Genomic DNA, 26,013 nt, shown 5'->3' on the forward strand with positions numbered 1-26,013 from the left:
GCATTCCCCTATTCCACGGTGATCTTCGCGGCGCGGACCAGATCCCCGGTCTCGGCCAGCTTGCGCGCGATGTAGCCCCTGAACTCCGCGGGCGTGCCGCCGACCGGGACGACGCCCATCGTGACCAGCTTCGCGCGGGTTTCTGGCTTGCGGAGGCCCGCATCGACGGCGGCGTTCATCGCGTCGATCGCCGCAGCCGGCGATCCGGCCCGGGCGAAGAGCCCGAACCAGGAACTGGAGTCGTACTCGGGGACCCCCTGCTCCTGCACGGTGGGCACGCCTGGCAGCAGCTCGCTCCGCCGCGCCGTCCCGATTGCCAGAGTGCGGAAATCGCCGGACGCGACGTAGGATTGCACTGAGGGATAGTTCTCGAACATCACGTCCACCCGCCCAGCCATAATGTCCGTGGCCGCCGGGGCGGTGCCGCGATAGGGCACGTGAATCATGTCCACCCCGGCGCGCCACTCGAAGAGCTCACCGCTGAGATGCGCGAAGGAGCCGATACCCGCCGAGGCATAGGTGAGCCGCCCAGGCGCCGCCTTCGCGCGGGCCAGCAGGTCGCGCACCGAGCCGATCGGGGAGTCCCGGCGCACCACGACGACGGCCGGGCTGTCACCCACGAAGACCACCGGGGTGAAGTCACGTAGCGGATCGTAGCCGATATGCGGCAGGAGATGCGGGTTGATGGTCACCGGCCCCGGCGTACCCGCCAGCAACGTGTGGCCATCCGCTGGCGCGTCCAGCACGCGCCCCGCTCCGACCGTTCCGCCCGCGCCGGTGACGTTGTCCACCACGGCAGGCAGGTTCCCCGGCAGCCCGTCCGTTAGCATTTGGGCGCAAAGTCGGGCCAGGATGTCCGTGCTGCCACCTGCCGCGAAAGGCACCACCACCCGCAACGGTCGGTTCGGGAACCGCTCCTGCGCCCTTGCCGGTCGGGCCACGAGGCCGCCCGCCGCCAGGGCTGAGAGCAAGGATCGTCTGCGCATCCTGTGGTCTCCCTCATCGGTCCTATCTCGGACCTCAGTCCCTCCGTGCGGAGGCGGCGATCCCGTAGAAGCCGAGGATCTCGCGCACCCGCTCGCGCGGCGCCTGGGCCTGGTAGTAGCCGCGGCGGCTCGGGCGCACCCCGGTCGCGCGGCGCAGGCCGACAATCATCTCCGCTGCCTTGACCGTGGCCGCGACGGCGTCCAGCACCGGCACCCCGTCCACCTCCGAGACGCCCGCGCGGGCGAGCAGCATGCAGAGCGGCGCCTCGCCGGGGATGATCACGTCCGCGCCGCGCGCGATCAGCGCGCGGGCTGACTCCCGGAAGCGCTCGATCAGCGGTGCCGGCTCGGAATAGGCTGCGAGCACGTCGTCGAAAGCGAAGCCCACCGGATGCGCACCGAGGAAGCGATCTGACAGCCCCATCCGCGCCACGTTGCGGTCGATCGTCTCCGCCATCCCCGTGATGAAGAGCAGCACGCCGACGCGCTGTCCAAGCATGATGGAGGCGAGCATCGCGCTCTCCCCGTAGCCGACCACCGGAATATCCACGAGGCTGCGGATCTCCATCAGGGACGGCTCGGGCAATGTCATCAACGCGAAGGCGTCAAATCCCTGCTCCTCCGCTTCGATGGCGCCGAGGACGAACTGCTGACTGTGGATCGTCTGCATCCAGGCGTACTGAATGTCATTTCCGGGGTAGTTGGTTCGGTACGTATCGGGGTGCATGCCGTGCATCACCACTTCCGTCCCGGGCGCCGCCACCTTACGGAAGTGCGCGGCCATCGCCTCCGCGTAGGCGGGCAGCTTTTCCAGTACGGTGAAGCTCTGGTGGTAGATCCGTATCTCGCTCAAGCCGCCCTCCTCAATCCGCCCACATGCCACCGTTGACGTCGAGCACCTCTCCCGTGATGAAGCCCGCCGCCTCGCCCGCGAGAAACAGCACGGCCTCCGCCACATCCTCCGGACGGCCCATACGACCGACAGGAATCATCGCCTTCAGCGCTGCCGGGAAATCCGCCGTCATGGCGGAGGCGACCGGACCGGGAGCGACCGCGTTCACCGTGATCCCGTCCGCTGCCAGTTCCCGCGCCAGGAAGAAAGTCATCGCGTGCACGCCGGCCTTGGAGGCGCCATAGGCCGCGTTGCTCGCGCGCGCCTGCTCCGAAGGGTCGATCCAGGGCCGCGGATTACCACCGTTCTTGCCGATCACCGAACCGAGGTTGACGATCCGCCCATACCCCTGGGCGCGCATCGCCGGGATGACAGCCTGGCAGCAGAGAAAGCTACCCTTCAGGTTGATCCCGAGCACGCGGTCCCACTCCGCCTCATCCAGCGTCGCCGCCGGGCCCATCGACACGACTCCCGCGACGTTGACGAGGATGTCCAGGCGTCCAAAGGCTGCCAGTGTCGCCTCTACCGCCGCATCGACTTCCGTTCGCCGCGTCACGTCCAGCACCGCCTCAATCGTGCGCGCGCCCGTCCGGGCCAGGTCGGTCGCGATCACCCGCGTTCCGGCCCGGTCCGCGAGGCAGAGCGAGGCCCCCTCCCGCACGAAGGCGCGCGTCACCGCCCCCCCGATCCCGCCGGCAGCGCCCGTGACGAGCGCGACGCGGTCCCGCAGCCGCATCAGCTGTTCCGCGGCCGCGCCGCGTCCTCTCCAGCGATCCGCCCGAAGACCATACCCTTCAGCACAGAGGTCGCACCGGTGTACGTGCCGTAGTACATCCCGATGATCTCGCCCGCGGCGTACAGGCCGGGAATGGGCCGCCCGTCGCCGTCCACCACCCGCGCACCCGCATCCACCTGCAGGCCGCCGAAGGTGAAGACGTTGGCGGACATGATGGGGTAGGCGTGGAAGGGCGCCTCATCGATCGGCAGGGCCCAGTTGGACTTGCGCGGCAAAAGACCTTCCGTCGCGAGCCCATCCAACTCCAGCGGCCGCCAGGCACCGGGGCGGCAGGCCGCATTGTACTCGGCCACCGTCGCCGCCAGCCTATCCTCCGGCAGTTCCAACGCCCTCGCTAGAGCCGGGATGCTCTCCGCCACGACCGGCGGCTGGTCCGTGCGGATGCCCAGGCGATAGTTCGGGATGCGGGTGTGCCGCGCGTCCAGCACCACCCACGCGATGCCATCGCGCTGCTCGAAGATTCGACGCGTCACTCGCTCGTAATGCGCATCCACCGTGCCGGGCGCCTCGTCCACGAAGCGGCCCCCATCCTTGTTCACGAGGATGCCGTAGGGGAAAATGAAGACAGAGGGTTCCGAGACGCCGGAGCGCGGGTCCACCGGCTCCGCGTGAAAGCTGCCGAACTCCCCGGCGCCGGTGGCACCGATGTCCAGCGCCATGCGAATGCCCTCGCCACGGTTGAAGTAACCACCTTTGCAGATCGGGCGCAGGTGAACGGCGCGCGGCCCAATATAGCGGGTCGCCATCTCGCCGTTACCCTCGAAGCCGCCGCAGGCCAGCACCACCTGCCCGGCAAAGCGCACTGTGCCGTCCGCGTCACGTGCGACGAGCGCCGTCACGCGCCCCTCGTCGTCCTGGTCGAGCTCCCGTGCTGTCGTTTCGTAGCGGAACGCCACGCCCAGCCGCTCTGCCTCCGCGGCTAGCGCCTCCACCACGGCTAAGCCACCGCCTACTGGCAGCAGGCGCGGCTGCGACTTCGTCAGGAACTGTGTCGGAAGAAAATCGAAGCGGATGCCGAAGCCCTTCAGCCAAGCGATAGTCGGCCCAGCCCGCTCCGAGAAGGTCTGCAGCACGTCCGGATCAACAATCCCGAGGGCGCGGGCATAAGGCGCCCGGTCGCTCGGTGGACGAGCTAGCTCCATCACCAAGTCCGGGTCGATGGCGCCGCTACCATTCGCCGCTATGTGGGTCTCGAAGTCGTCCGTGACTTCCGCCTCGCTCTTCATACGGAGGTAGGCCTCGGTGTAGCGGCTCTGCCCGCCACGCTCATCCCGCGGGGCACGCTCGAGAACTACCACCCGTGCTCCGCCCTGAGCGGCAGCAACGGCGGCTGAGAGCCCGGCGATGCCCGAGCCAGCCACGACCACGTCGAAGCGTTCTTCCCGCATGCGCGGCTCCGTCTCCATCCCACCGCGACTATGCGGCGGCAGCCCTTCCCTGTCCCCGCATCTCCGCCGAAGACAGTTTTCGCTCCGCCTGAAGAGTGGCTTGGCCGGCCCCGCGAGATCGTTGACAGTTCGACGGAATGGATACGGGAGGAGCGGATGGACCGCCTGCGGGCCATGGAGGTCTTCGTGCGGACCGTGGAGGCCGGAAGCCTCTCCGGGGCCGCTGCGCAGCTTGGCCTCGCCAACGCCTCTGTCACCACGCTGCTCAGCAACCTGGAGATGCATCTCGGCGTCATGCTACTCCGCCGCTCCACCCGTCACGTGCAGGTGACCGAGGACGGTGAGTCCTACTACGTCCATTGCCGCGCCATCCTGGCCGCGGTGGAGGAGGCTGAGACCGGCCTCGGAGGTGGCAATCTACGCGGTATGCTGCGTTTGGAGGCGCCGATCGCCTTCGGTCACCTCATCATCGCGCCGGCTATGGCTCGTTTCGCACGGGCGCATCCGGAGCTGCGGGTCGTCGTCAGCCTCACCAACGCGGTGGACAGCCTTATCCGTCGGGGCGTCGACGTGGCGATCCGATACGACGCGGTGGATACGGGCGACCTCGTGGCGCGATCGATCTACCATGGCCACCATGTGCTTTGCGGCGCCCCGGCGTTCCAGGAGGCGAATGGCACGCCCACCGAGCCTGCCGCGCTCAACCCCCGACACTGTCTTGGGTTCGCCGAGCAGGCCGGCTTGCCGCGTCCCTGGCGCTTTCACCGGGAGGGCAAGGCGGTGGAGCTGTTGCCGGAGGGCAACCTGTTCTTTAACAGCAGCGACGCGCTGATGCGAGCCGCCATGGATGGCGCAGGCATGGTGTACGTGCTCGACGCGCTGGCCGAACCGTATCTGACCAGCGGTGCACTGGTGCGCCTTCTAGAGGATTGGCAGACGGATGAGCAGCGCTTCTACGCCGTTTACCCGAAGGCGCGCTTTACCCCACCAAAGGTGCACGCGCTGATCGCCTTCCTTGCGGGCCTCTTCCCCAATGTTCCGGGACCGTCTGCACCGGTACCGGTGCGCCGGCATACCTGACTTACCGCAAAGCGAAGTCGGAGCTCACTCCATCCGGATGTTCGCTGCCCGCACGACTTCGACCCAGCGTGCTTGGTCCTCCACGAGGAAGCGCGTCATCTCCGCAGGCCCTCCTGCGATGATCCGGGCACCGGGCAGACGCGACGCGACCTCTGGCCCGCGTAGCGCGCCATCGAAAGCCGCGCTCAACCGCCCGATCACCGGCGCCGGCGTACCGGCTGGGGCGAGCACGCCGAACCAGGGAGCCACCACAAAGCCGGGCAGCCCCGATTCCGATACCGTGGGCACCGCCGGCAGGTCGGGAACGCGCTCCAACGTCGTCACGGCGATCGCGCGTAGCTTGCCCTCGCGGATCGAGGGAAGCTGGAAGTTGAGGTTGTCGATCGTCATCTGCACGCGTCCCGCGAGCAGGTCCGCCATGGCCGGTGCGCTGCCGCGATAGGGTACGTGCGTGATGTCGAGCCCGCCCGCTCGCAGCTTGAACAGCTCCATGCCGAGATGCGAGCTGCCGCCGACGCTGTTGGAGGCGTAGCTGTACGTGCCGGGCCGGGACCGGATCAGCGCGATCAGCTCCGGCACAGTGCGCGTGGGAAGTTCGGGATGTACCACCAGCACGTTCGGCACTTCGGCCGCGAGCGTGACCCCCACGAAGTCTCGCACAGGGTCGTAGCTCGGGCGGGGCACCATGGCTGGGCTCACGACGTGCGGTACCGAGGCCATGAGCAGGGTGTAACCGTCGGCTGGCGCGTGGGCGACGAGATCGCTGCCGAGCATTCCGCCCCCACCCGCGCGGTTCTCCACGACCACAGGTTGGCCAAGTACGGCTGTCGTTCCCTGCGCCAGGAAGCGGGCGAGAATGTCGTTGAACCCGCCCGCGGAGAATGAAACGACCAATCGGATCGGCCGATCCGGGAAGCCGGCCTGCGCCCGCGCTGCTAGAGGTAGTCCAAGCGCTACGCCTCCACCAAGAACCTTGCGCCGGCCCATCGCGTTGCGCGCCGTCATCGTCAATCCTCCTGGCCCCGGGGGTAGATCCCGCCATAGGCGCGGGTGAGTTCCTCCATCTGCACCTCGGGCGGCCGAGCGTAAGTGAGGCGGCGGCTTGTAAAGTGCCCGCCCTGGAGGGCGCGCAGCCGCACCGCCATCTCCCCTGCCTTCACCAGCGCCGCCACGCCATTCGGCACGATCGCCCCATCGGGGAGGCGGTTGATCCCAGCCTCCGCCACTAGCGTCATCACCACGCCCACGGCCGGAATCACCACTTCCGCGCCAGCCGCCGAGACCTCTGCCGCCGCGGCCGTAAAGCGAGCGAGCAGGTCGTCCCGGGCGACCGCCTCACGAAAGCCGAGGTCGAGGTCGACCAACCGCTCGACCCGCATCCGTCCGCTCGCCACAAGACGAGATCGCAGCCCGTAGGCAGCGATGTTCTCCTCCACCTTGACGCGATGCTTGTCGTTGGAAGCGACAATTCCGAACCGAGCGCCCATCATACAGGCGAGGTGCGTCACTGTTTCGCAAAGACCGAGCACGGGTATAGTCGCTAGTTCGCGAGCCTGCTGTAGCCCCGGATCGGCGATGTTGCCGAGCAGGACGGCGTCGTAGCCCTCTGCCTCGGCACGCCGGACATTTTCCAGGACTTCGATTGTCTCGATGAACTCGAGGTAGCGGTACTGGTCACCGATACCTCCGCGCGCCTCTATGCCATGCACGTCAATGATAGTGCCTGGCTCGGCGGCTGCATCCAGGAGGCGCCGGAGCGCCGCGTTGTAGGCGGGCCAAGCATCGGGTCGCGTGAGCGATTGGTACCAGAGGCGCATACCGACGTTCTCCCAGCGGCAGCGCATAGAAGGCTGCCCGCGCGTGCTTTCGCGTTCTTGAGCCGGAGAGTACCCGTGTCGCCGGATATTACTGAACCGGGTATAACCGCGAGGTTGCCGAAAACAGATTTCACGAGGAACGGGTACCTTATTCGATCTGCGCCTCAGGCACGGTATTGGGGGCCTATCGTGCCTGGCTTACCGGAAAAGCTCGGTTCTTCGTGCTTTTCGAGAAGCCGGCGCCCCATCCTACTCGCCAAAGCCTCATTCCGTCCGCCAATCCAACTTTCCGGACGAAACCCGGCGCGCCGGAGTGGCGCATGCCCAACAGTGCGCCCCCTCCCCGGCCCCGGCCGCCCTCCCCACCGTCCCAGACATCCGCTGCGGCCGAGACTCCGGTGCGGCACACGCGCCTGCTCGGCGACCTGTGGGTGCCGGGTACTGCCGCGCAGGCGGCGAAGCTGCAGGCGCTCTCGGCGCACGTCGATGTCACACCATCCGCACCCGCGGCGAGGGCACCCGCCGCGCCTACCGCTCGGCTTGGAGCGCCTACGAGACCTAGTGCGCCTCTTTGGCCGCGAGCCACTGGCGAGCGATCCCGAGACGCTTGCCACCATGAACAGGTGCACCCGCACCGGCACGCCCCCGATCGCCACCCATCGCTCGCCGCTCGTCGAAGTCGATCCTCAGCTGTCGTCCCGGCAGCGCCTCGAACCACCGTCGCCCACGCCGCGGCCAAGAGCTTCTGCCGGTACGACGCACAGGCCCGCTCCACCGTTCGCAGGCTGACCACCGGCCCGTGCTCGGCCGCCAGTTCCTGCCGAACCACGTCGGCGTTGCCGCCGTGCCGTACCAGCCGCTCCTCCGGTCAGCCCGACAGCTCCTCCAGGGCCGGCACCCGCCGCGCCCGGAGTACCCGGACCAGGATCCCTCCCGCACATAGCGCCGCACCGTCTTGGGACGGTCGCCGAACTCCCGCGCGATGCGCTTGACGCCCCAGCCCCGCGCCTTTGGCGCCAGCATTGCCGCCACCTCGTCCGGCGTCCGCATCGGCTTCCTACGTGCCTTTTCCAGCGGGGGAACCTGGATCAGGCCCACGCCCATCCATCGACCTCCCTCTCCCCCTCTCCAGGGGGGCGAATTCATGTCGCCAAGGGAGGGTCATTCCATGCGCCCGACACGGTGCGGTCCTTGTAGCGCCCGGCGTCCGGCTTCCTCTTTGACATGGTGGCGTTCCTGCTGGACGGAGAATCCGTACCCGGCTTGCAAGGCACCTCCCCTATCTACGCCGTAGATGCAAGCGCGCCCCAAACCCCTGGACAGACAGCTCCATGGAGAAACAGCATGTCGGTCATCATGAAATTCAGGGCTACAGTTGCCGCCATGTGGAAGACCCTGCCGCAAGCGTGGGAGCGGGGCATGACCTTCGCGGATCTCGTTCAAAAGCTTAGCGCGCTGAAGGGCCTGTCGCTCCGCGACATGAAGCACGTCCTCGACCAGCTCGTTCACGCGACCAGCTGATCGCGGCTCATCTCCGCGTCAGCCCTGTAGACTTCCAGAAGGCGGCCGATGGTGGGCGGATCACCACTAAGGTCCTCTTCGAAGCGGTGGAGGCGAGGCAGGACTACATCCGGTCGCGATATGGCTGGAACTTCGACCTGCAGGAGAACCTCCAGAAGGACGGGGCTGACCTGGACGAGCGCGAGCTGCGGACCTTGACCGAGGCTTCGGTGATCCTCGGCCGGATGGGGGAGCACCTGCGCCGCGGCCTTTCTCAATCGGCTAATCGATCACCTCTCCAGGGGCGCCGCCTCATGGACGACGGCAGCTCCTACGCCTCGAAGTTCGGCGTGGAGGTTCTGTCAATCGGCGCCGATCCAGGGCGCTGACCTCCGGAAAGGAGGGAGCACGAGCGGGAATCGCGGGAGCACGAAGTGTCCGGTCACCCCGCCTGGGGTGCCTCTCCAGCGTCGGGCTGGAGATCCAGCTCGGCTTGGCGGAGGCGCTGGTGGTTCCAGCGGTACCTGTAGGTCTTCACCCGCCCGGTGCCGATGGCGTCGCAGCTCCACGATGCCAGACCACCGGCGCGGACGAGGTCGTCGAAGGCCTGGCGAATCTCGCCCCTGAACTTGACACGCCGCTTGATCGGAGCGTTCAGGTAGTCCTCGCCGCATAGCGCCGCGATATCCACGTCGTCGATCCAGCTGTGGGTGGGCTTGCCGTCGATGAACGGCCAGATCGACTTCGCGTAGTCACTCTTGAGCTTGAAGTATGTGTCACCGTCGAGAGAGACGAGCGTCCGGCTCTCGAACATGTCCCTCACCCACTTGCCGTAGCGGATGCTCAGCCGACTATCGAGATCGACGCCGGACCACGATATCTCACTGATCAGCGTGTCGGAGAAACCCGCGCCAGGGAGCCGTCCCTTCGCGATCCCGGACTCGTACTGCTCGTATGTCCCAGGGTAGATCCGGAAGGACACGGACCGCATCTCCTCCAGCGACCGGAGCAGCGTAGCGAGATTGTTGACGTGTGCTGTCCGGCCCGTCGCCTGCAGCAGCGCCCTCCACGTCGTCGACGTCTCGTAGATGACGATGTTCTTGGGCACTCGGAAGTCGGCACCCTCCCGCCACTCCGGGTTGCTCAGCTCGAACCGGGCTGCCCGGACCCTGAACAGCGCGTAGAGGGCGTCCCGGTGCTGGCTACCCAGTTCGCGGCCGTGGACCTCCACCACGCTGTGCGGCTTCACCGCATAGATCCGGGTGGTGTGGTCCAGGTCCAGGCCCTTCTTCCGCGGCGCGAAGGCCGAGGTCCGAGTCAGCTTGGCGGGCAGGACGGCAGGGTTCTGGCGGCCGCGCCGGTTCGCATGGGTCCTCTCGAACCGCTGGAGGCGGGCGATTTCCTTCTCTTCGGCCGTCTGGGCTTTCCGGGGCATGGTTCCCGTGTAGCCGGTACTCGGAGTCTCCTCCAACAACTGGGAATCAAGGGAGCACGAACGGCTTCCTGGTCCTTGGAAGCCGGTCATCAGGGGTATCTGGAAGCTGGAATAGAGAGAGCATGAACGCCGAGGAATGGCCGGGAAGGTGCCCTAAACCGCTGGACAGACCTACTTCCTGTGGATGAGTGGCCATCGAACGTAGGAGAGGGAGCACGAACGGTAGGCCAGGGAGCACCAGCGGGAAGAGAGGGAGCACAGGTCGTAAAGGTGGGAGCACGAATCGCGTGGAAGTCCCTGATTCGCCAAGTAATTCCGCGTACTGACGAATCAAGGACTACTAAGGACTTTCTACGGACGCGGGGCTGTGGACAACCTTCAAGGCATCGGTGCCGACGGCCGATGAAGCAGAAGCTCGGGAAAGGGCGCGGGCTGCGATGCCGGTTCCGACCCAGGAGAGGGAATCGAGGGGGCACGAACCTCGGTATGGAAGAGGCCGCGCTGTGGCCATCGTTGAGAGAGCTGCAGAATGGCTTCGCGCTGCTCTCCCAAGTTCCGGACCAAACCATGCTCGATCCAGTAGAAGACCTGCTCCAGGCGGCGCGGGCAGAGGCGCAGGAGATAGATCAGCCAGTCGCCGGAGACGGCGGTCCGCTGGTCAGGCCAGATGTCGCAGCGGCGGCAGCGGTCATCCTCCGCTCGGCCCGCAGTGGTGGCGTGGCGCATGCGACGCATCCATCGCTGCGGTCTCCATTCGGGTAGGCCCCTGAGCAGGATCATACCCACGGCCGTTGGCGAAACGGTCCGTAAGAGAGGGAGCATGAGTTAGTGAACCGCTCCCTCACGCCGCCGTGAGAACCTGATGGCGGCTTGCTGACCGCGTTGGCTTCCTGAGGAGGACCTAATCCCAAGCAGGCCCGAGTGGCCGAAAACTACGAATCCTCGCTCCCTTCCCTCTGACCCTTCAAGACCAGGGGCGAACCCGTTCCATCCTCGCCGACCAGATCCCTCGAAGAGACACTGACCCCCGCCCGTCAGGCGGCACTCCGCGCGACGGTCCGGCCGGGACGCTCCATCACCTGCTGGACAAGGCCGACGTCGCGGGGCCAAGCATCGCCCAGGATCTGACGGAGCAAATGGAGGCCAGGCTGACACAGGCATACTCGCCAAAATTCTGGCAGACCTTCGACGCGGACGCCGGACAGATCGCCTCAGCCCTGAGGGAGCACCCGGAAGACACGGAGTTCGAAGGCCTGGTCTGGACGATCGACGCCCTGAACCAGACGATCGCACACCACGCCACTGACACCTCGAAGGCCCTCGCGCAGCTGCATCGCCTGGAGCGTGACCGGCGGCCCTCTCCCCGTCGCGGAGAGCCTGGGCTGAAGCCGCCCATGTCAGTCTAGACGACTTGAACCAGTTCGGCTGACCAACTGGAAAACCTGAGGGGAGCGGCACGCTTTCCAGCGGAGCGCGTCCGCAATGCCGCTGTCCGTCTTGGTGCCTGGAAGATCCTGCGCTAGGCGGCGGTGGCTGCCGACCATAGGATCGACGTCACGGTGAACGTTGTTGAAGAGGACGGCCCGGCGGGAGGGTGAAGCGGGAGCGGGTAGAGAGCGCCATCATCCGTGTTGTGGGCATGGGCGCCCGGCGATCGGCCTCTGCGAGAAGGCATTCGAGGTCCGCAACGGTATCGGCCATCCTGATCCGGACCCGATACGCCCTCGCTTCCGCGACGACCGCTCAAAGCCCCTGGAGTACCGGGCAGCCCGACTCGCGGCAGATGCCCACGAGCTGCTGGAGGAGGCGCAGACCCGGGTCAGGGTGATCGACACCTGGGAGGACCTGACGGCAACCTCAAACGGCTTCGTACCGAGATGGCGGGCGTTAAGGCCTACAGGGTGATCGCCATGAACCCGTCCCAGCCCACCACTCGCCGCGAAGCGGCTTTCGGCTCCGCGGCTGGATGCCTGTCACAGTCGTTCGTGAACGCCCGCCAGGCCCGGGTCGTCGAAGGCAACTCGGACAATCTGTTCACGGAAGGTAGTGCCCTGAACCGGAAAGTGAACAGAGGAAAGCGCAGGATCCCGACCGAGAAGCTGGGGCGCCTTATCCGGCAAGGTGCGACGGCACCGAGGCTAAGGAGCGCTTCGGTGTGAGCAAGGGCTGAAACCTATTAACACTTATAGCCTGGGCCGGCTCTACGACGAGGTCAAGCGCGTGCTGAGCGTGGCGCAGGACGCGGCTGGCGATGTTCCCGAGATGAGCGACCGAACCCGCAGCGGGTGGAAGGCCGCGAAAACACGCCCCGAGGATTGCAACCAACGGCGGCGCACACCCAAGGCAAGCAGCGATGGGCCTCTCGGAGCAAGGCTGGCATCGGTGGCCGGCGACTCCTGACCCGCCCTGGGGGGCTCGAAAACTGGGGAACTGCTCATAGTGGGCGTGCTCTTATCAACCCTCCGCCCAACCCCACCGTTCGAGATTTTAATAGCCCGACAGTCCCACCCCCAACTTAGGTCCGGGGTCTACGGCATTTCTCGGGCTTGTGCCCCTGTACCCGGAAATGGTGCGGCTTACGGGAGAGCCCTCCGACTTCTTGAAGGGCTATCTCGCGCCGCCTAAGCATCAAACTCCAAAGGGCGTCAGGTGCCCCAGAGCACTGTGAGGCCGGGATACGTTATAGTCCCGCCTCCAAGCCTCGATCTTGGCCCTGGCATCCTCCAGCGATAAGAACGGATGCGTGTCGAGGCAGTCGTCCCGCAGCCGCCCGTTGCAGGACTCGATGAGGCTGTTGTCGGTCGGCTTGTCCGGTCGAGAGAAGTCGAGCGTCACACCGTGCTCAAAGGCCCAGCGGTTTAGCACCCTCGAGACGAACTCCGGCCCACAGCACATCGGGAAGGATGAACCGGATCGGGGTATGACCCGGTCCAAAGGCCGCCACGACTGGCCAGCGAGCCTCCACAGTGATGGTGTCGAGCCACACGAAGAGGAGCCGACCGGCCATGACCAAGTGCCAGCCCACACCCCTACTGCTGTCCTTGACGCCATCGACGTCGCCACGCTCAGGAACGAGGTGCTGATCGAGCTGCCCGAGGCCTGGCGGCGCAGGATTACGGTGACCAACACCCGCGCCGAGCACGATCGGTTGGTGGCCGAGTTGCACGCCCTGGAGCGCCCGCTCACTGACTGAGAGGGGCGTTGTTGGGCAAATCTTGCCGATAGGCCTGCATGAGCAAGGCACCGAAGTAGGGCGAGTGCCCTAGGACGCACTATCGGACACGGAACTGGCGTGACTACGACCAAGGGCTGATCGCCCGGGGTGACGTGACCGTCAGGATCCCGACGGATTCGACGTGGCATGCCCCCGAGGGCACCGGCAGGCCCGGCCGTCCTCAGGTCTTCACGGATGCGGCGATCCAGGCGGTGCTGACGCTGAAGGTGCTGTACCAGCTGCCGCTGCGGGCAGGCCAAGGTATGGCAGGGGGTCTAATCCGTCTGGCAGGGTTCGACTGGCGGGTGCCTACTACAGCACCCTCTCACGGCGGCAACAGGACCTGACAGTCGCGATCCCCTACAGCCCTCGGGACAGGCCGCTGCACCTCGTTATCAACAGCACGGGGCTCAAAGTGCTGGGCGAGGGCGAGTGGAAGGTCAGGAAGCATGGGGCTGACAAGCGACGGATGTGGCGTAAGGTCCACCTCGTCATCGATGGCGACCGCCGCTAGATCAGGGCCGTTGAGATGACCGACAACCGGCACGGCGAGGGTGAGATCGTGCCGGGCCTGCTGGCGCAGTTGCCGGACGACGAGCGGATCAGCGTCATCAGCGGCGAAGGTGCCTACGACACCCGAGGCGTCTACGAGGCCTCAGCATCGCGCCAGGCCGACCTAGTCGTGCCGCCGCGGCGCAATGGCAAGCTGTGGCAGGGGCGAACCGCTGGAGCGACTGAGCGTAACGAGACACTCCGCGCCATGAGGCGCCCTTCAGAATTGACAGGTGGACATTATCCGGGTGTAGGAGCCAACGGACTACTCGGACGGATTTGTCAGGCTGTAGCTACCCGTGAACCACGTTACCATTATCCGGATTGGGAAGGTTTAACCGGTCAGTGTTTTGCGGTGTTGCGTCAGCATCATTGCGACGGCTACAGATGGGCCGCAACTTTCGTTGGGTGGCGATATGAAGCGCATCCTGTTTTCGGCGGGGAAAGGAGGGGTGGGTAAAACCACACTTTGTCGCAATCTCGCCGCTGCTGCAGCCCGAAGTGGCCTGAGGACCGTCACCGCCGACCTCGATCCGCAGGCCACACTGACCATCTGGTCTCGTCGCAGGCCTAGAACCGCGCCCCCGATCCCTCACTTCAAAGTGGCCTGGTCCGAAGCGGATGCGCTGCTCGATGACGGTGAGATGGATGGCTACGACGCGCTTTTCATCGACACTCCACCCTCCATCGAAACCCAGCCCGCCGCATTTCAGGGACTTCTGGCCAAGGCAGATCTGATCGTGGTGCCAACCCGCGCCACGTTCGATGACGCGGAATCCGTTGCGCCGTTTTTGAAGCACCTGCGCGAGGAAGGACGGCCAACGGTGGCAGTGCTGAACTTCGTCAAGCCAAGGGTCAACATTAACGCGGTTAAGTCCTTCCTGCTCGAAGCCGGGGAACTCTGCCCCGTGGAGGTGGCAGATCGCACGGACTACGCGCGGGCAGGCGCCAAGGGCCTAGGGCTGGTCGATGTGCCTGGTCATGCCGGATCAGATGAGATGCAGGCCGTGTGGAGCTTTGTCCGAGGTAAGGTGTGGGGACGCGAAGAGAAGCGGGGGAAGAAACATGTCGCGGCGGCTTAAACTTGATGCTCCCCCTCCGCCCGTCCTGATTGAGGGTGACGCGCGTGTGCAAGCGCTTCAGATTGCTCGGTCGGAACCGCAAAAGCCAGAGGACTACGTCTCCGAGATCTCCCGCCTGTGGAGCCGCGCGCAGGGTGCGTTCCTTGAAATTGGTCGTCTTCTGATCCGGGCTAAGGACAGGTTGCCGCACGGAATGTACGTCGCCGCTGTGGAAGCCGAACTGCCGTTCTCAAGCCGCACGGCGTACCAGCTTCGCGAGGCGGCTAGATGGGCCGTGGGTGGGCCAGTGCCAGTAGAGCGCCTGCCTGGAAGCTACTCCACGATCTACCTGCTCTCGACGTTGGAGCCGCCGATCTTGGAGGCTGCGCAGAAGGAAGGTCTCATCCGTCCTGAGCTGAAGCGGGCAGAGCTGATCGAGTGGCGGCGGAAGAGGATAGGGGGCGCTGACCCCATGATTGAGAAACGCGAACGACTGGAGCGTTTGCGACGCGAGCGGGCGCGAATTGAAGAGGAGATGCGCCAACTGGAGGCGGAACTGCAGCAGGGCGAATGAGCAGCCACAGCTGAGCGACAGCCTATCGCGAGGCAGGCCATGTCATTGCCGTGTTATGCTCTTCGTATGAGACCGCCGCGAGATTGGGGGTGCCAAGGGGGTGTGTTGCACCGATCGGCTTAGCGACGCGCCCGAGGTAGGATGGTAGGGACTATCCCCTGCCATTGTCGGAGGAACCTGAGCTTGCCTTTCAAGGCGAATGCCGACCACCGCGATCGCATTCCGAAGCAGCGGTTCCGGACGACGAACTGGAGTGAGTACGACGCTGCTCTGCGCGGGCGCGGTAGTTTGACGATTTGGTTCACGGACGCGGCGATCGCGACATGGAAGGCAGAACCCCGGACGACATTGTCAACTTGCCGGCCTCAAGGCGAGGACGCTAACGGATCGGCAGTGGGATCAAGGGTGATCAAGCTCCCGCGGCGGCCCCGCTGAAGTCGGACCACACCTCGAATGCGCGCGCCCTTGCGGCACGGTGCTCGCTGGCAGTTAGGTGGTCGCGCCGAAGGTGAAAGAGGTTGTTGATCCCGTCGTGAGCGGAGAGGAAGCGCTGCGCTTGGCCTGCTGATTTGAAGCGCTTCATCCCTCGTTCTCGTCTCCGTGTCGGCTGATGCGAGTTCTCCGCGCGGTTGTTCAGCCCCTTGTGCCGCCGGTGCTCGACTGAAGGCATCACCTCCTTCTTCGCGCCGCCGTAGCTTGCTAGCTTGTCGGTGATCATGACGCGCGGAGGCCGCATCTGCCGCTTCAGCAGCTTCCTGAGGAGCCGCTTGGCAGCTTGCTTATCCCGTCGGCTCTGCACCAGCACATCGAGCACCATCCCGGCCCGATCGACGGCACGCTGTAGCCAGTGCGTCACACCGTTGATCTTGAGGACGACCTCATCCAGGTGCCACTTGTCACCGGCTTGGGGCAGCCAGCGGCGGATCCCGTTGGCAAAAGCCTGGCCGAACTTGCGACCCCATTGCCGCAGTGTTTCGTGGCTAACCACGATGCCGCGGAAGGCCAGCATCTCCTCCACCATCCGCAAGCTGAGCGGGAAGCGGAAGTAGAGCCATATTGCTTGGCTGATGATCTCGGGTGGGAAACGATAACCGGCGAAGCTGGGGCAGACAGCGGGGGTAATCATCCCAGCCGACTACCTGGTGGTGAGCTGCTCGGACAAGCTGGTGCTCGGTCAACTTGACTGTGCCGCTTGGACCACCGGCGTCGCGTGTTCCTGTTCTTCACGGCGATGGCGAGGGCAAGTCGCCGTCCCACGAGCACGACGAGCCTCTTGCCGCGGGCGACGCCGGTCTAGAGGAGATTGCGGGCCAGTATGGTGTAGTGCTCGGTGAGCAGTCCCTGTACGAGTGCCGCGCCGTCCCGGTTACCATTGGGCCCGTGCGCGTAGATGAGAAGGCCCATGCTCCCCACCGATCGACCCCTGCGACTGGCCACTCACGGCGGCACATTCCACGCCGATGACTGCCTTGCCTACGTCGTCCTCACCGGCGCCCTGGGGCTTGGTGCAGAGGACGGCACGCACGTGCTGTTGCGCACCCGCGACCGCGCCGCCCTGGACGCTGCCGACATCGTCTGGGACGTCGGCTGCGTCGCCGACGAGACCCGCTGGCGCTTTGACCACCACCAGCCCGGCGCACCTAAAGCGCCGAACGGCGACCCGCTGAGCTCGGCAGGCTTGGTTTGGCGCGCCGACAGCCCGGACAGCGGCCTAAGTTTGGGGCAGCTCTACGTGCGCAACACCTTGGCGAGGTCAGGTTTTCACGAGGTCGCCGGCGACGTGGTGGCCCGCATTGCCGAAAACGTCCGGTACAAGTTTGTGCGCCACGTCGATCTGGTGGACAACGGCGTCGAGCGCGCTGCTCCAACCGACCTCACCGCGATGGTTGAAGCGTTCAACAGCGCCTGGGACGAGCCGAGCCAGTCCGACCCCGTCGCCTTCGAGGCGCGGCAGCGCGCAGGGTTCCTGCGGGCCAGCCAGATGGTCGCCGTGGCATTGGAGCAGCATGTCGAGAAGGAACGCGGCGCCGCTTTCGCCTCCCAGGCCGTGGCGCAGGCCTGGGAGGATTGCCGGTCCGGGAGCAGCGGCCTCCACCCCGATGTGCTGGAGTTGCCGCGCGGCATGCCCTGGCAGCGAACGGCCTTTGAACTGGCCATGCCCATCCTCTACGTGATGAGCCCCGAGCCGGACGGCCGTTGGAAGCTGCAGGCGATGCCGGCCGAAAAGGGCAGCCTCAGAAACCGCCTCGACATGCCTGAGGCGTGGCGCGGTCTGCAGGATGCCGCCCTGGAAGAAGCATGCGGCATTCCCGGGGCCGTGTTCGTCCACCGCAGCGGCCACCTGGCCATCGCCACAACCCGGGAGGCCGTGCTGGCCATGGCCCAGGCCTCTCTGGCCAAAAAGCCGTCCCCCGCCGAGGCGCTGCGCAAGGCTTGGGGGCGGTAGGAACCGCGCCCCGTGGCGTCCGACAGTCACAGCCCGGAACGCCATGCGCGTTGGGCGGGTGCAGTCCGGGCTCGGCAGGGCCGGGGACTAGCCCCGGATCGGCCTGCGTTGCGCACCGAAAACCCCGCCAAACCGGGCCAAACCCGCCCCTCCCGCCGCCCCTCGGGCGCGATAACCCGCCACTACGAGTGTTACTCTACGCAGGTCTGCCGTATCACCTGTGCGAACGCTAAACCGCTCGGCAGGAGCGCGCGCCCGCGCACGGTGACGATACCAACTTCCCTGCTCAGCACGGCATCTTCCAACGGCAACAGGGTGATGTCGGTCATTCTCACGGAGGTGGCCATAAGTCGGGTCACGAAGCCGATCCCAACTCCCTCCCGAACCATCGCCAGCGTGGTCAGAGCGCTCCGCGTCTGGAACGCCGGCCGGAACTCTACACCGATCGACGCGAACGCCTCCTGAAAGTTAGACCAGGCGGCAGATTGCGGTGGCATCGTGATCAGCGGCTCTGTGCCGAGCGCCGCAAGCGGCACAACTTCCTGGCTAGCGAGCGGGTGCCGAGATGGCACCGCGACGAGGTACTGATCCGTCAGCAGAGGTTCAAAGCAGAAGCTCTGGTCGCCGTTCACAAAAGGCGTCACCGCAAGGTCCAGTTCACCACGCGAAAGCCGCTCCAGGTCCCGTCCGTACAAGTTGTCATGGAGGATGACCTCAATGGCAGGCCACTGCTGACGAAACCGGGCGATAGCCTTCGGCAGGAAGCTTGTCGCGACGGAAAGCGTGGCGCCGATCGTGACGCGTCCGCGGCGCAGATGGGCTTCATCATCCAGCTCGTGCACCAGGACCCGCAGCTCGCCGAACATTAGCTCCACCCGTTGCCGCAGCCGTACCCCGGCGGAAGTCAGGGTAACGCGGCGTGTGGTGCGGTCGAACAGTCGCAGGCCTAGACCGTCCTCCAAGTGCCGGATGCGGGCGGAGACGGCCGGCTGGGAGAGCCGCATCTTTTCCGCGGCTCCTCGGAAGCTGCCGGCCTCGGCTACCTGCAGGAAGGCATCCAGGTCAGTGGCGGAAAGATTGATCCGTGACATGGATCAATCGATAGAATGATAAACCTTGTCGTTCAATGCTGCTCAACCGACGATGCCCCCAACAGGGCCGCGACGACGCGGCAGGAGGAACGCCATGGACATGCCGGTGGCCACGCCCTCGGTGGCGGCACGCAGCACGGACGGGGTCATCGACTGCGACGTGCACCCGCTTCTGCCCAACGGGATCCGCAGCCTCTACCCTTACATGACCGTGGCCTGGCGGGAGCGCTTCATCCGCAAGCGGGCCCACACCACCGAGAGCGGACTGACCCTGCGCTACGCCCAACCCAATGGGACGGTGGTGCGCGACGACGCGAAGCCCGAGGCGAGCATGCCCGGCGGCAGCGATCCGCACTTTCTGGTACGGGACCTGCTGGACGCGAACGGCATCTCCGTCGCGGTGCTGAACAGCCTGCAGTCCGCGCGCTTCTGCTCGGTCCATGCCTCGGTGGACGAAAGCATCGTCATCGCCTCGGCCTCCAACGACTACTACATCGAGAACTGGCTCACGGTGGACGAGCGGCTGACCTACGCGCCGGTAGTGCCGTCCCAGGACCCGGCGGCGGCGGCGGCGGAGATCCGGCGCATCGGCGGGCACAAGCAGGTCGTGGCCGTCGCCGTGCCGCCAATCGCTATCCTGATGGGCAACCGTTACTGGTGGCCGATCTTCGAGGCGGCGCAGGAGATGGACCTGCCGCTGCTGCTGCACGTCAGCGGATCCGAGGGCGTGTACAACGGCGCGCCCATGCCGGCGGGCGGCATGCCCGACACCTATATCGAGCGCTACGTCACGCTGGGGCAGGGGGCCGAGAGCAACCTGAACAGCCTGATCATGAGCGGGACCTTCGAGCGCTTCCCGCGGTTGCGCGTGCTCTTCGTCGAGTACGGCTTCGTCTGGCCGGTACCGCTGATGTTGCGGATGGACCGGCTGTGGCGCGGCCTGCGGCACGAGGTGCCCTGGGTGAAGAAGTCCCCCACCGACTACGTGGCGGAGCACGTCTGGTTCACCACCCAGCCGATCGAGGAGCCGGGCGATCCGCGCGATCTGGAGCGCCTCGTGCGGATGGTGGGCGTGGACAACCTCTGCTTCAGCACGGACTACCCACACTGGGACAACGACATGCCCATGCAGGCCTTCCGCCTCCTGCCGCAGGAGGACCGGGACCGGATCATGCGGACCAACGCGCGCAACGTGCTGCGCCTGCCGCGATAGGAGGGAGCCGTGGAGACAGGTGTGCAAGCCCGGCAAAAGCCGCGCTTCGCGGTGGGCGCGCCGGCAGACTTCCCGGTAGGCAAGATGGTGATGGTGCAGGCCGGCGATCAGGAGGTCGGCGTCGTCCGGCTTCGCGACGGCGAGCTGCGGGCCATGCGGAACTGGTGTCCGCACAAGGGCGCGCCGATCTGCCGCGGCATCATCGGCGGTACCTGGCCGCCGAGCGAGCCAGGGAAGCTGGACTATGACGGCACGCAGGAGGTCCTCGTCTGCCCCTGGCACGGCTTCGAGTACGACCTGAAGAGCGGCCGGGAGATGTACGAGACGGGCACGACGCGGCTGCGCCTCTACCCCGTCACGGTCGAGGACAGCCAAGTCTACGTCACGGTCTGACACGGGGGCGAGCTTGCCCGAGATCATCTTCATTCAGGCAGACGGGACACGCCGGCCGGCCACGGCGCAGGACGGTGAGAGCGTGATGCGCGCGGCACTGTCAAACGACGTGGAGGGCATCGTGGCCGAGTGCGGCGGTGCGGCTGCCTGCGCCACCTGCCACGTCTTCGTAGACGACCCGCGCGTGCCGCCGGTCACCCCGATTGAGGACGAGATGCTGGAAGCCACCGCCGTGCCGCGCGAACCAGGTAGCCGGCTGGGCTGCCAGATCTTCGTCTCGCGGGAGCTGGAAGGGCTCGAGGTGCGGCTGCCGGAGACGCAGCTGTGAGCGCGGGGGTCGTCGTCCTCGGCGCCGGGCAGGCCGGGTTCCAACTCGCCGCCTCACTGCGCGAGGGCGGGTACGCGGATCCCATCACCCTTGTCGGCGAGGAGGCGGAGCCACCGTATCAGCGCCCACCCCTGTCCAAGGTCTTCCTCAAGGGTGGGGACGGGCCGGAGAGCTTGAGCTTCCGCCCGCCCTCCTTCTTCGAGAGGCACGGCATCGCGCTCCGCCTCGCCACCCGCGCGATGCGGATTGATCGCGAGGCCGCCCGCGTGCTGACGGAGCCGGGAGGTTGGCTGAGCTACGACCGCCTTGTCCTCGCCACCGGCGCGCGGAACCGGCCGCTGGCACTGCCCGGCGCGGCGCTGGAAAACGTCGTCGCCTTGCGCGGGGCGGAGGATGGGCTGGCCCTGCGCGCCGCGCTGGCCCGCTCGCGCCGCGTGGTGATCATCGGTGGTGGCTTTCTGGGGTTGGAAGTTGCCTCCTCCGCCCGCGCCGTGGGGGCGGAGGTGACGGTGATCGAGGCCGGGGAGCGGCTGATGGGCCGTGCCGTCAGCCCTGCCGTGTCCCGCCACTTTCTGGAGTACCACCGCTCCCGCGGCGTGGTGGTGGAACTCGGGCAGACGATCTCCGCCATCCTCGGCGAAGCGCGCGCCGAGGGCGTGACCACCACGGAGGACCGCGACATCCCAGCCGACCTCATCGTGGTGGCGGTGGGCGTGGTGCCGAACACGGAGCTCGCCGAGGCCGCAGGGCTGGCCGTGGACCGGGGCATCATCGTGGACCACGCGCTCCGCACCTCGCACCCGCGCATCCACGCGATCGGGGACTGCGCGCGGTTTCCAAGCGCCCATGGCGGTGGGCTGACGCGGTTGGAGTCCGTGCAGAACGCCGTGGACCAGGCTCGTTGCGCCGCCGCCGACATCCTCGGCAAGCCCCAGCCTTACGAGGCCGTGCCCTGGTTCTGGTCGGACCAAGGGGAGCGGCTGCAAATCGCCGGGCTGACGGCGGATGCGGAGGAGACAGTGACGCAGGGCGGGCCCGAGGCCTTCTCCGTCTACTGCTTCCGCAACGGCGTGCTGATCGGCGCGGAGTCCGTGAACCGGCCCGCAGACCATGTGAAGGCGCGGCGGATGCTCGCTGGCGGTGAGAGGCCGCAACGCGCGGCCTTCGCGTCCTGAGGAGGAGAGCGCCGTGACACCCGCGGGGAAGCTGAGAGGGTTGCTGGCGACGGGCGGCATGGTCCGCGCGCCCGGTGTTTATGACGGCATCACAGCGAAGCTGGCCGAGCAGGCCGGGTTCTCCGCCCTCTACATGACGGGGGCCGGCACCTCCATGGCGCGCGGCTTTCCGGATTTGGGGCTGCTGACGCTGACGGAGATGGCCGCGAATGCCAGCATGATCGCGCGCGCCACGGGCCTGCCCCTGATCGCCGACGCCGATACGGGGTACGGCAACGAGCTGAACGTCACGCGCACCGTGCAGGAGTACGAGCGCGGCGGCGTGGCCGGGTTGCACATCGAGGACCAGGTGGCGCCGAAGCGTTGCGGCCACCTGGACGGCAAGGAGCTGGTTCCGCGCGAGGAGTTCGTCGCCAAGATGCGCGCTGCCGTCGCGGCACGGCGCGACCCGGACTTTGTAATCATCGCTCGCACCGACGCGCGGGGCGTGCTGGGGCTGGATGAGGCGGTGGCGCGCGCGAACGCAGCGCTGGAGGCCGGGGCGGACGTGGCCTTCGTGGAGGCGGCCGCCTCTATGGAGGAGGTGGAGGCTATCCCCCGGCGGGTGAAGGGGCGGTGCCTGCTGAACATCGTGGTGGCCGGCAAGACACCGGATATCGGCCTCGGCGAGGCGGAGGCCCTGGGATACCGCATCGCCATCATGCCAAGCCTGCTGCTGAGCACGGTGATGAATGCCTGCGACGCGGTGCTGAAGACCGTGCGCGAGACAGACCGCCCGACGAGCAGCGCCGGGCAGGCGCCCGTCTCGGCCCGTTTCGCGCGCTTCGGCGCGGACGAGTGGGGTGCGCTTCGCACGCGGTTCCGGAGCGAGCCGGTGGTCTAGGTGCTGCCCCCAACGAGAAAGAGAAAGGCCCGGAACAGGGTCCGCGGATGAGGAGAGGAGAGAAAGAATGGCGACATCGTCAGGCCTGGTTGCGCAGCGCCGCACCGTTATGGGGAGCGGCCTCGTAGCCCTTTTCGCCCCCTCCGTCCTCCGCGCGCAGGAGGATTGGCCGCGCCGCCCCATCCGGATCATCATCCCCTACACGCCGGGCGGCGGCACGGACATCGTGACGCGGCTCTTCGGTGAGGCCATGCGCGTCACGCTCGGCCAGCCCGTGGTAATTGAGAACCGGCCGGGCGCGAATGGCGTGATCGGGACGGACCTCGTCGCCCGCGCTCAGCCGGACGGCTACACCCTCGTCTCCGTCACAGCGGGGCATGTGGGGAACAAGTACACCATCCCCAGCATCCCGCACGACGCGGTGAAGGATTTCACAGCGGTCTCGCTGATCGCGAATTATCCCCTGGTGGTCACCGCCGGCATGCAGGCGCCCTTTCCCGACTTTCCGGGAATGATCGCGTACGCACGCGCCAGCCCCCGCGCGGTGAGTTACGGCACGACAACCTCCACCAGCAGCTACGCGGCGGCCGAACTTGCCCGCCTGGCCGGCTTGCAGATGACAGAAGTTCCCTACCGAGGGTCCGCGCCGATGATGACGGACATGATGTCCGGGGCGCTCAACGCCGGCTGGTCCAGCCCGGAGAGCGCTTTCGCGCAGATCCAGAGCGGCAAGACGCGCGTGATCGCTCAGACGGGCGCTCGACGCGCCGAAGCGTTGGCCGCTGTACCGACAGTGGCAGAGATGGGGTTCCCAGGCTTCGAGATGCTGGGATGGGTCGGCCTCTACGGTCCGGCCGGCCTGCCACCGCAGATCTGCAATCGGATCTACTCCGCCCTGACCGAGGCAGTCGCGAAGCCGGTACTGCATCAGCGCTTGGTGGAGATGGGCAATTTCGGCGTGATCGAGGGGCCTACCGAGTTCGCGCGGCGCACGCTGGAGGACGACGCCCGCCTCGGCCGCGCCGCGCGCGAGGGCCTCTTGGTAAGAGCCGGCTGAGAGGACGAAGGCTAACGCCGAGAGATAATAAGCACCACCTCCGGAGTGGTGCTCAGGGGAGATAGGCGGATGGTGGGTTCCTTGCCTTCTTTCCGCCCCCGGCGGGCAATCTCGTGTGCAGCATGCCGCGGCCGATCGGGCTCGGCCAACCGCATCGTCCCCTCTTCGCACGCAGGCTGTCGCTGTTTCTGGTTGCTCCGCTCAGGGCACCTGCGTTCTGCAGCCCCGCAACAGCAATTGTACAACTACGATCTTGGCAGCATCGGGCGCCGCTTTTTTTACCGTTGCTCGAGTAAGCCGAGGCGAGGGGTGACCCAGTAGAAAGGAACCGGGCGCGGCACCCCGTCGTGCCAGCACGATCAGGTCAGCCTCGCGGCACCATCCAGCGCACAGCCGGCTGATCCCCCTCGGACATCCGTCTTGGGCGAGTTCCCCTCACCCCGTTGACGAGCACCAGCACGAATGGCCGAATGCCTCCCCAAGGACGCCGGCGAGACGCATCGACACGGCGCAGGAGGAGACAGAACAAGCATGGCTGGTCGGACCGCCCCATTGCGCCTTGGCGCCCTGCTTGCAGCGGCACTGGGAATGGCCAGCCCAGTCCTGGCGCAGCCCGCGCCCAAGGACCTGCCCGGCCGCATCGAGGTTCTGCCCGTCCGCAGCACCACGCCGTCCGGCACCGAGTTTCTGCGAGGCGTGCGGGGCGCCGAGGCCTCGCTGGCCGGCGAGCTTCGCCTGCCACCTGGCCCGGCGACGAACCGGGTGCCGGCTGTCGTCCTCGTCCATGGCTCCGGCGGCATCAGCGGCTCCACTGATCTCTGGGCGCGCCAGCTGAACGAGGCCGGGATTGCCGCCTTTATCCTCGACAGCTTCGCCGGGCGGGGTATCACGAGCACGGTCACCGACCAGGACCTGCTGAACTCCCTGGCCATGATGGTAGACGCTTACAGGGCGCTGGATCTGCTGGCCGCTCATCCGCGGATCCGTGCCGACCGGATTGCGGTGATGGGCTTCTCCAAGGGAGCCGTCGCGGCCGTCTACTCGGCCAGCACGCGCTTCCGCGGTCTTTACGGCGACCCGCAGAACCGCTTTGCCGCCCACATCGGCCTCTACACCCCCTGCAACGTCGGCTACGAGGGCGACGCCCAGGTCGCGGCCGTGCCGATCCGCCTCCACCACGGTGTGGTGGACGACTACGTCCCGATTGCCCCCTGCCGCGACTACGTCGAGCGCCTGCGCGCCGCTGGTGCCGACGCCACGCTGACGGAGTACCCCAACGGCCAGCACAGCTTCGACAACCCCATGGCTCCCGCCCTGGTCGACGTACCGAGCGCGCAGAGCACCCGCAACTGCCGCATGCAGGAGGGCCAGAGCGGCGTCATCAACCTGGCCGGTACGAACGAGCAGTTCGTGCAGAAGACCTCTGCCTGCGTCGCCATTGGAGCCCATACTGGCCACGACCCCACCGATGCCGCTGCCGTCCGCGCCAATGTACAAGCCTTCCTGAAGGAGGCGCTGTTTCGCTGAATTATCGGTGGCTCGCTCAGCCGACGAGTGTGCCGCTTTGGCAACTCGCATTACAGGCCGACCCGATTACGGTATCTAGCAAGATGCGGTTTGCGCTACGACCGGCGAGGGGCTCTGCGCCTGTTGAAGATCTACGCTAGGCGCTAACCACAAATGCCAGGTGCCCTACCAGCCTCCATCCACTCCCTCAGCTTGGACCATCTGCGTCGCGTGTTCCTGTTCTTCACGGCGATGGCGAGGGGGCGTCGTTGCCCGACGAGCACGACCAGCCTCTTGCCACGGGTGACGCCGGTGTAGAGGAGGTTCCGGGCCAGCATGGCGTAGTGCTGGGTGGTGAGGGGGATGACCACGGCCGGGTACTCGGAGCCTTGCGCCTTGTGGATGGTGGTGGCGTAGGCCAGCACCAGCTCGTCGAGCTCACCGAAGCCGTAGATGACCTCGCGCCCCTCGAAGCGCACCGTGAGCTCGCTCTCCTCGGGGTCGATGGCCGAGATCACGCCGAGGTCGCCGTTGTAGACCTCGCGATCGTAGCTGTTGGCCACCTGCATGACCTTGTCACCGGGGCAGAAGGTCCAGCCGAAGCGCTCCACCCGCAGCTCGCCCGG

At 66.6% G+C, this 26,013-nt stretch carries 25 protein-coding genes and 5 pseudogenes; 17 read left to right on the forward strand and 13 right to left on the reverse strand.

Features of this window, described 5'->3' with window-relative positions; genetic code table 11:
* Positions 1–8: 8 nt before the first annotated feature.
* The 4 genes from BO39_RS23235 to BO39_RS23250 are packed head-to-tail and all read right to left on the reverse strand — an operon-like array spanning position 9 to position 4,062.
* Positions 9–986 carry a Bug family tripartite tricarboxylate transporter substrate binding protein gene (locus BO39_RS23235; protein WP_043838052.1) on the reverse strand — a complete coding sequence of 326 codons (978 nt, stop codon included), beginning with the start codon at positions 984–986 and terminating at the stop codon, positions 9–11.
* A 34-nt stretch (positions 987–1,020) separates the two neighbouring features.
* Complete coding sequence (locus BO39_RS23240; RefSeq protein WP_084698411.1) at positions 1,021–1,839, reverse strand: aspartate/glutamate racemase family protein; 819 nt, start codon at positions 1,837–1,839, stop codon at positions 1,021–1,023.
* 10 nt (positions 1,840–1,849) lie between these two features.
* On the reverse strand, positions 1,850–2,614 hold the full coding sequence (locus BO39_RS23245; protein ID WP_043838054.1) for an SDR family oxidoreductase: 765 nt from the start codon (positions 2,612–2,614) through the stop codon (positions 1,850–1,852).
* Complete coding sequence (locus BO39_RS23250) at positions 2,614–4,062, reverse strand: FAD-dependent oxidoreductase (RefSeq protein WP_043838099.1); 1,449 nt, start codon at positions 4,060–4,062, stop codon at positions 2,614–2,616. Before BO39_RS23250 ends, BO39_RS23245 begins: the two co-directional genes overlap by 1 nt.
* Positions 4,063–4,218: 156 nt before the next feature.
* On the opposite strand from BO39_RS23250, the gene BO39_RS23255 reads away from it, so the two are divergent.
* The gene (locus BO39_RS23255; protein ID WP_052402509.1) at positions 4,219–5,142 is read left to right on the forward strand and encodes a LysR family transcriptional regulator; all 924 of its coding nucleotides are present in this window, start codon (positions 4,219–4,221) and stop codon (positions 5,140–5,142) included.
* A 24-nt stretch (positions 5,143–5,166) separates the two neighbouring features.
* Here BO39_RS23255 and BO39_RS23260 read toward each other — a convergent pair whose 3' ends face one another.
* A complete protein-coding gene (locus tag BO39_RS23260; protein ID WP_043838056.1) occupies positions 5,167–6,147 on the reverse strand; it encodes a Bug family tripartite tricarboxylate transporter substrate binding protein in 981 nt (326 codons plus the stop codon).
* 2 nt (positions 6,148–6,149) lie between these two features.
* The gene (locus BO39_RS23265) at positions 6,150–6,959 is read right to left on the reverse strand and encodes an aspartate/glutamate racemase family protein (protein ID WP_156963842.1); all 810 of its coding nucleotides are present in this window, start codon (positions 6,957–6,959) and stop codon (positions 6,150–6,152) included.
* A 1,344-nt stretch (positions 6,960–8,303) separates the two neighbouring features.
* Between BO39_RS23265 and BO39_RS32835 the strand changes: the two genes are divergently transcribed.
* Entirely contained in the window at positions 8,304–8,480 is a 177-nt protein-coding gene (locus tag BO39_RS32835; protein WP_156963843.1) for a hypothetical protein, read from the forward strand.
* A gap of 86 nt (positions 8,481–8,566) precedes the next feature.
* The gene (locus BO39_RS23270) at positions 8,567–8,848 is read left to right on the forward strand and encodes a hypothetical protein (protein ID WP_043838060.1); all 282 of its coding nucleotides are present in this window, start codon (positions 8,567–8,569) and stop codon (positions 8,846–8,848) included.
* A gap of 53 nt (positions 8,849–8,901) precedes the next feature.
* Here BO39_RS23270 and BO39_RS23275 read toward each other — a convergent pair whose 3' ends face one another.
* On the reverse strand, positions 8,902–9,984 hold the full coding sequence (locus BO39_RS23275) for a hypothetical protein (RefSeq protein WP_169742813.1): 1,083 nt from the start codon (positions 9,982–9,984) through the stop codon (positions 8,902–8,904).
* 288 nt (positions 9,985–10,272) lie between these two features.
* Positions 10,273–10,620, reverse strand: coding sequence for a hypothetical protein (locus tag BO39_RS23280; protein WP_043838062.1), 348 nt, complete (start codon positions 10,618–10,620; stop codon positions 10,273–10,275).
* 410 nt (positions 10,621–11,030) lie between these two features.
* Here BO39_RS23280 and BO39_RS23285 point away from each other — a divergent pair, with 410 nt between their 5' ends.
* Positions 11,031–11,300 carry a hypothetical protein gene (locus BO39_RS23285; RefSeq protein ID WP_043838064.1) on the forward strand — a complete coding sequence of 90 codons (270 nt, stop codon included), beginning with the start codon at positions 11,031–11,033 and terminating at the stop codon, positions 11,298–11,300.
* A gap of 1,222 nt (positions 11,301–12,522) precedes the next feature.
* Here the strand turns inward: BO39_RS23285 and BO39_RS31450 are convergent.
* Positions 12,523–12,780 (reverse strand): annotated as a pseudogene (locus BO39_RS31450) (integrase core domain-containing protein); the annotation flags it as partial.
* 127 nt (positions 12,781–12,907) lie between these two features.
* Between BO39_RS31450 and BO39_RS23295 the strand changes: the two are divergent.
* The 5 genes and pseudogenes from BO39_RS23295 to BO39_RS31465 form a co-directional block, all read left to right on the forward strand.
* A pseudogene (locus BO39_RS23295) lies at positions 12,908–13,081 on the forward strand (IS110 family transposase); the annotation flags it as partial.
* A 140-nt stretch (positions 13,082–13,221) separates the two neighbouring features.
* A pseudogene (locus BO39_RS35340) lies at positions 13,222–14,120 on the forward strand (IS5 family transposase).
* Positions 14,077–14,742 (forward strand): ParA family protein, encoded by a 666-nt coding sequence (locus BO39_RS23300; RefSeq protein ID WP_084698415.1) that lies wholly within the window; start codon positions 14,077–14,079, stop codon positions 14,740–14,742. Before BO39_RS35340 ends, BO39_RS23300 begins: the two are co-directional and overlap by 44 nt.
* Positions 14,726–15,295: a hypothetical protein gene (locus tag BO39_RS23305; RefSeq protein WP_156963847.1), complete on the forward strand. Its 570-nt coding sequence runs from the start codon at positions 14,726–14,728 to the stop codon at positions 15,293–15,295. Before BO39_RS23300 ends, BO39_RS23305 begins: the two co-directional genes overlap by 17 nt.
* 219 nt (positions 15,296–15,514) lie before the next feature.
* A pseudogene (locus BO39_RS31465) lies at positions 15,515–15,622 on the forward strand (IS5/IS1182 family transposase); the annotation flags it as partial.
* A gap of 82 nt (positions 15,623–15,704) precedes the next feature.
* On the opposite strand, the gene BO39_RS23310 reads toward BO39_RS31465, so the two are convergent.
* Both BO39_RS23310 and BO39_RS34560 read right to left on the reverse strand, forming a co-directional pair.
* A complete protein-coding gene (locus tag BO39_RS23310; protein WP_043838071.1) occupies positions 15,705–16,421 on the reverse strand; it encodes an IS6 family transposase in 717 nt (238 codons plus the stop codon).
* Positions 16,418–16,648, reverse strand: a pseudogene (locus BO39_RS34560) (hypothetical protein); the annotation flags it as partial. The pseudogene BO39_RS34560 and the gene BO39_RS23310, both read right to left, overlap by 4 nt.
* A gap of 49 nt (positions 16,649–16,697) precedes the next feature.
* On the opposite strand from BO39_RS34560, the gene BO39_RS23315 reads away from it, so the two are divergent.
* On the forward strand, positions 16,698–17,741 hold the full coding sequence (locus BO39_RS23315) for an MYG1 family protein (protein WP_052402512.1): 1,044 nt from the start codon (positions 16,698–16,700) through the stop codon (positions 17,739–17,741).
* A 191-nt stretch (positions 17,742–17,932) separates the two neighbouring features.
* Here BO39_RS23315 and BO39_RS23320 read toward each other — a convergent pair whose 3' ends face one another.
* On the reverse strand, positions 17,933–18,832 hold the full coding sequence (locus BO39_RS23320) for a LysR family transcriptional regulator (protein ID WP_043838073.1): 900 nt from the start codon (positions 18,830–18,832) through the stop codon (positions 17,933–17,935).
* A gap of 94 nt (positions 18,833–18,926) precedes the next feature.
* Between BO39_RS23320 and BO39_RS23325 the strand changes: the two genes are divergently transcribed.
* From BO39_RS23325 to BO39_RS23355, 7 genes are all read left to right on the forward strand, one after another.
* Positions 18,927–20,045, forward strand: coding sequence for an amidohydrolase family protein (locus tag BO39_RS23325; RefSeq protein WP_052402513.1), 1,119 nt, complete (start codon positions 18,927–18,929; stop codon positions 20,043–20,045).
* A 9-nt stretch (positions 20,046–20,054) separates the two neighbouring features.
* Positions 20,055–20,438: a Rieske (2Fe-2S) protein gene (locus tag BO39_RS23330; RefSeq protein WP_052402514.1), complete on the forward strand. Its 384-nt coding sequence runs from the start codon at positions 20,055–20,057 to the stop codon at positions 20,436–20,438.
* Between the two features lie 13 nt (positions 20,439–20,451).
* Positions 20,452–20,766 carry a 2Fe-2S iron-sulfur cluster-binding protein gene (locus BO39_RS23335; protein WP_043838075.1) on the forward strand — a complete coding sequence of 105 codons (315 nt, stop codon included), beginning with the start codon at positions 20,452–20,454 and terminating at the stop codon, positions 20,764–20,766.
* On the forward strand, positions 20,763–21,941 hold the full coding sequence (locus tag BO39_RS23340) for an NAD(P)/FAD-dependent oxidoreductase (RefSeq protein ID WP_043838077.1): 1,179 nt from the start codon (positions 20,763–20,765) through the stop codon (positions 21,939–21,941). Before BO39_RS23335 ends, BO39_RS23340 begins: the two co-directional genes overlap by 4 nt.
* Before the next feature lie 13 nt (positions 21,942–21,954).
* Positions 21,955–22,824, forward strand: coding sequence for an isocitrate lyase/PEP mutase family protein (locus BO39_RS23345; RefSeq protein ID WP_043838079.1), 870 nt, complete (start codon positions 21,955–21,957; stop codon positions 22,822–22,824).
* Positions 22,825–22,891: 67 nt separating this feature from the next.
* Entirely contained in the window at positions 22,892–23,881 is a 990-nt protein-coding gene (locus BO39_RS23350; protein WP_052402515.1) for a tripartite tricarboxylate transporter substrate binding protein, read from the forward strand.
* A 531-nt stretch (positions 23,882–24,412) separates the two neighbouring features.
* A complete protein-coding gene (locus BO39_RS23355; RefSeq protein ID WP_156963848.1) occupies positions 24,413–25,408 on the forward strand; it encodes a dienelactone hydrolase family protein in 996 nt (331 codons plus the stop codon).
* A gap of 143 nt (positions 25,409–25,551) precedes the next feature.
* On the opposite strand, the gene BO39_RS23360 is transcribed toward BO39_RS23355, so the two are convergent.
* Positions 25,552–26,013 (reverse strand): ATP-dependent DNA helicase (locus BO39_RS23360; RefSeq protein WP_169742814.1); only part of this gene is annotated, 462 nt, incomplete at its 5' end.

It is taken from the genome of Roseomonas aerilata DSM 19363, assembly GCF_000711725.1.
Classification (GTDB): domain Bacteria; phylum Pseudomonadota; class Alphaproteobacteria; order Acetobacterales; family Acetobacteraceae; genus Roseomonas; species Roseomonas aerilata.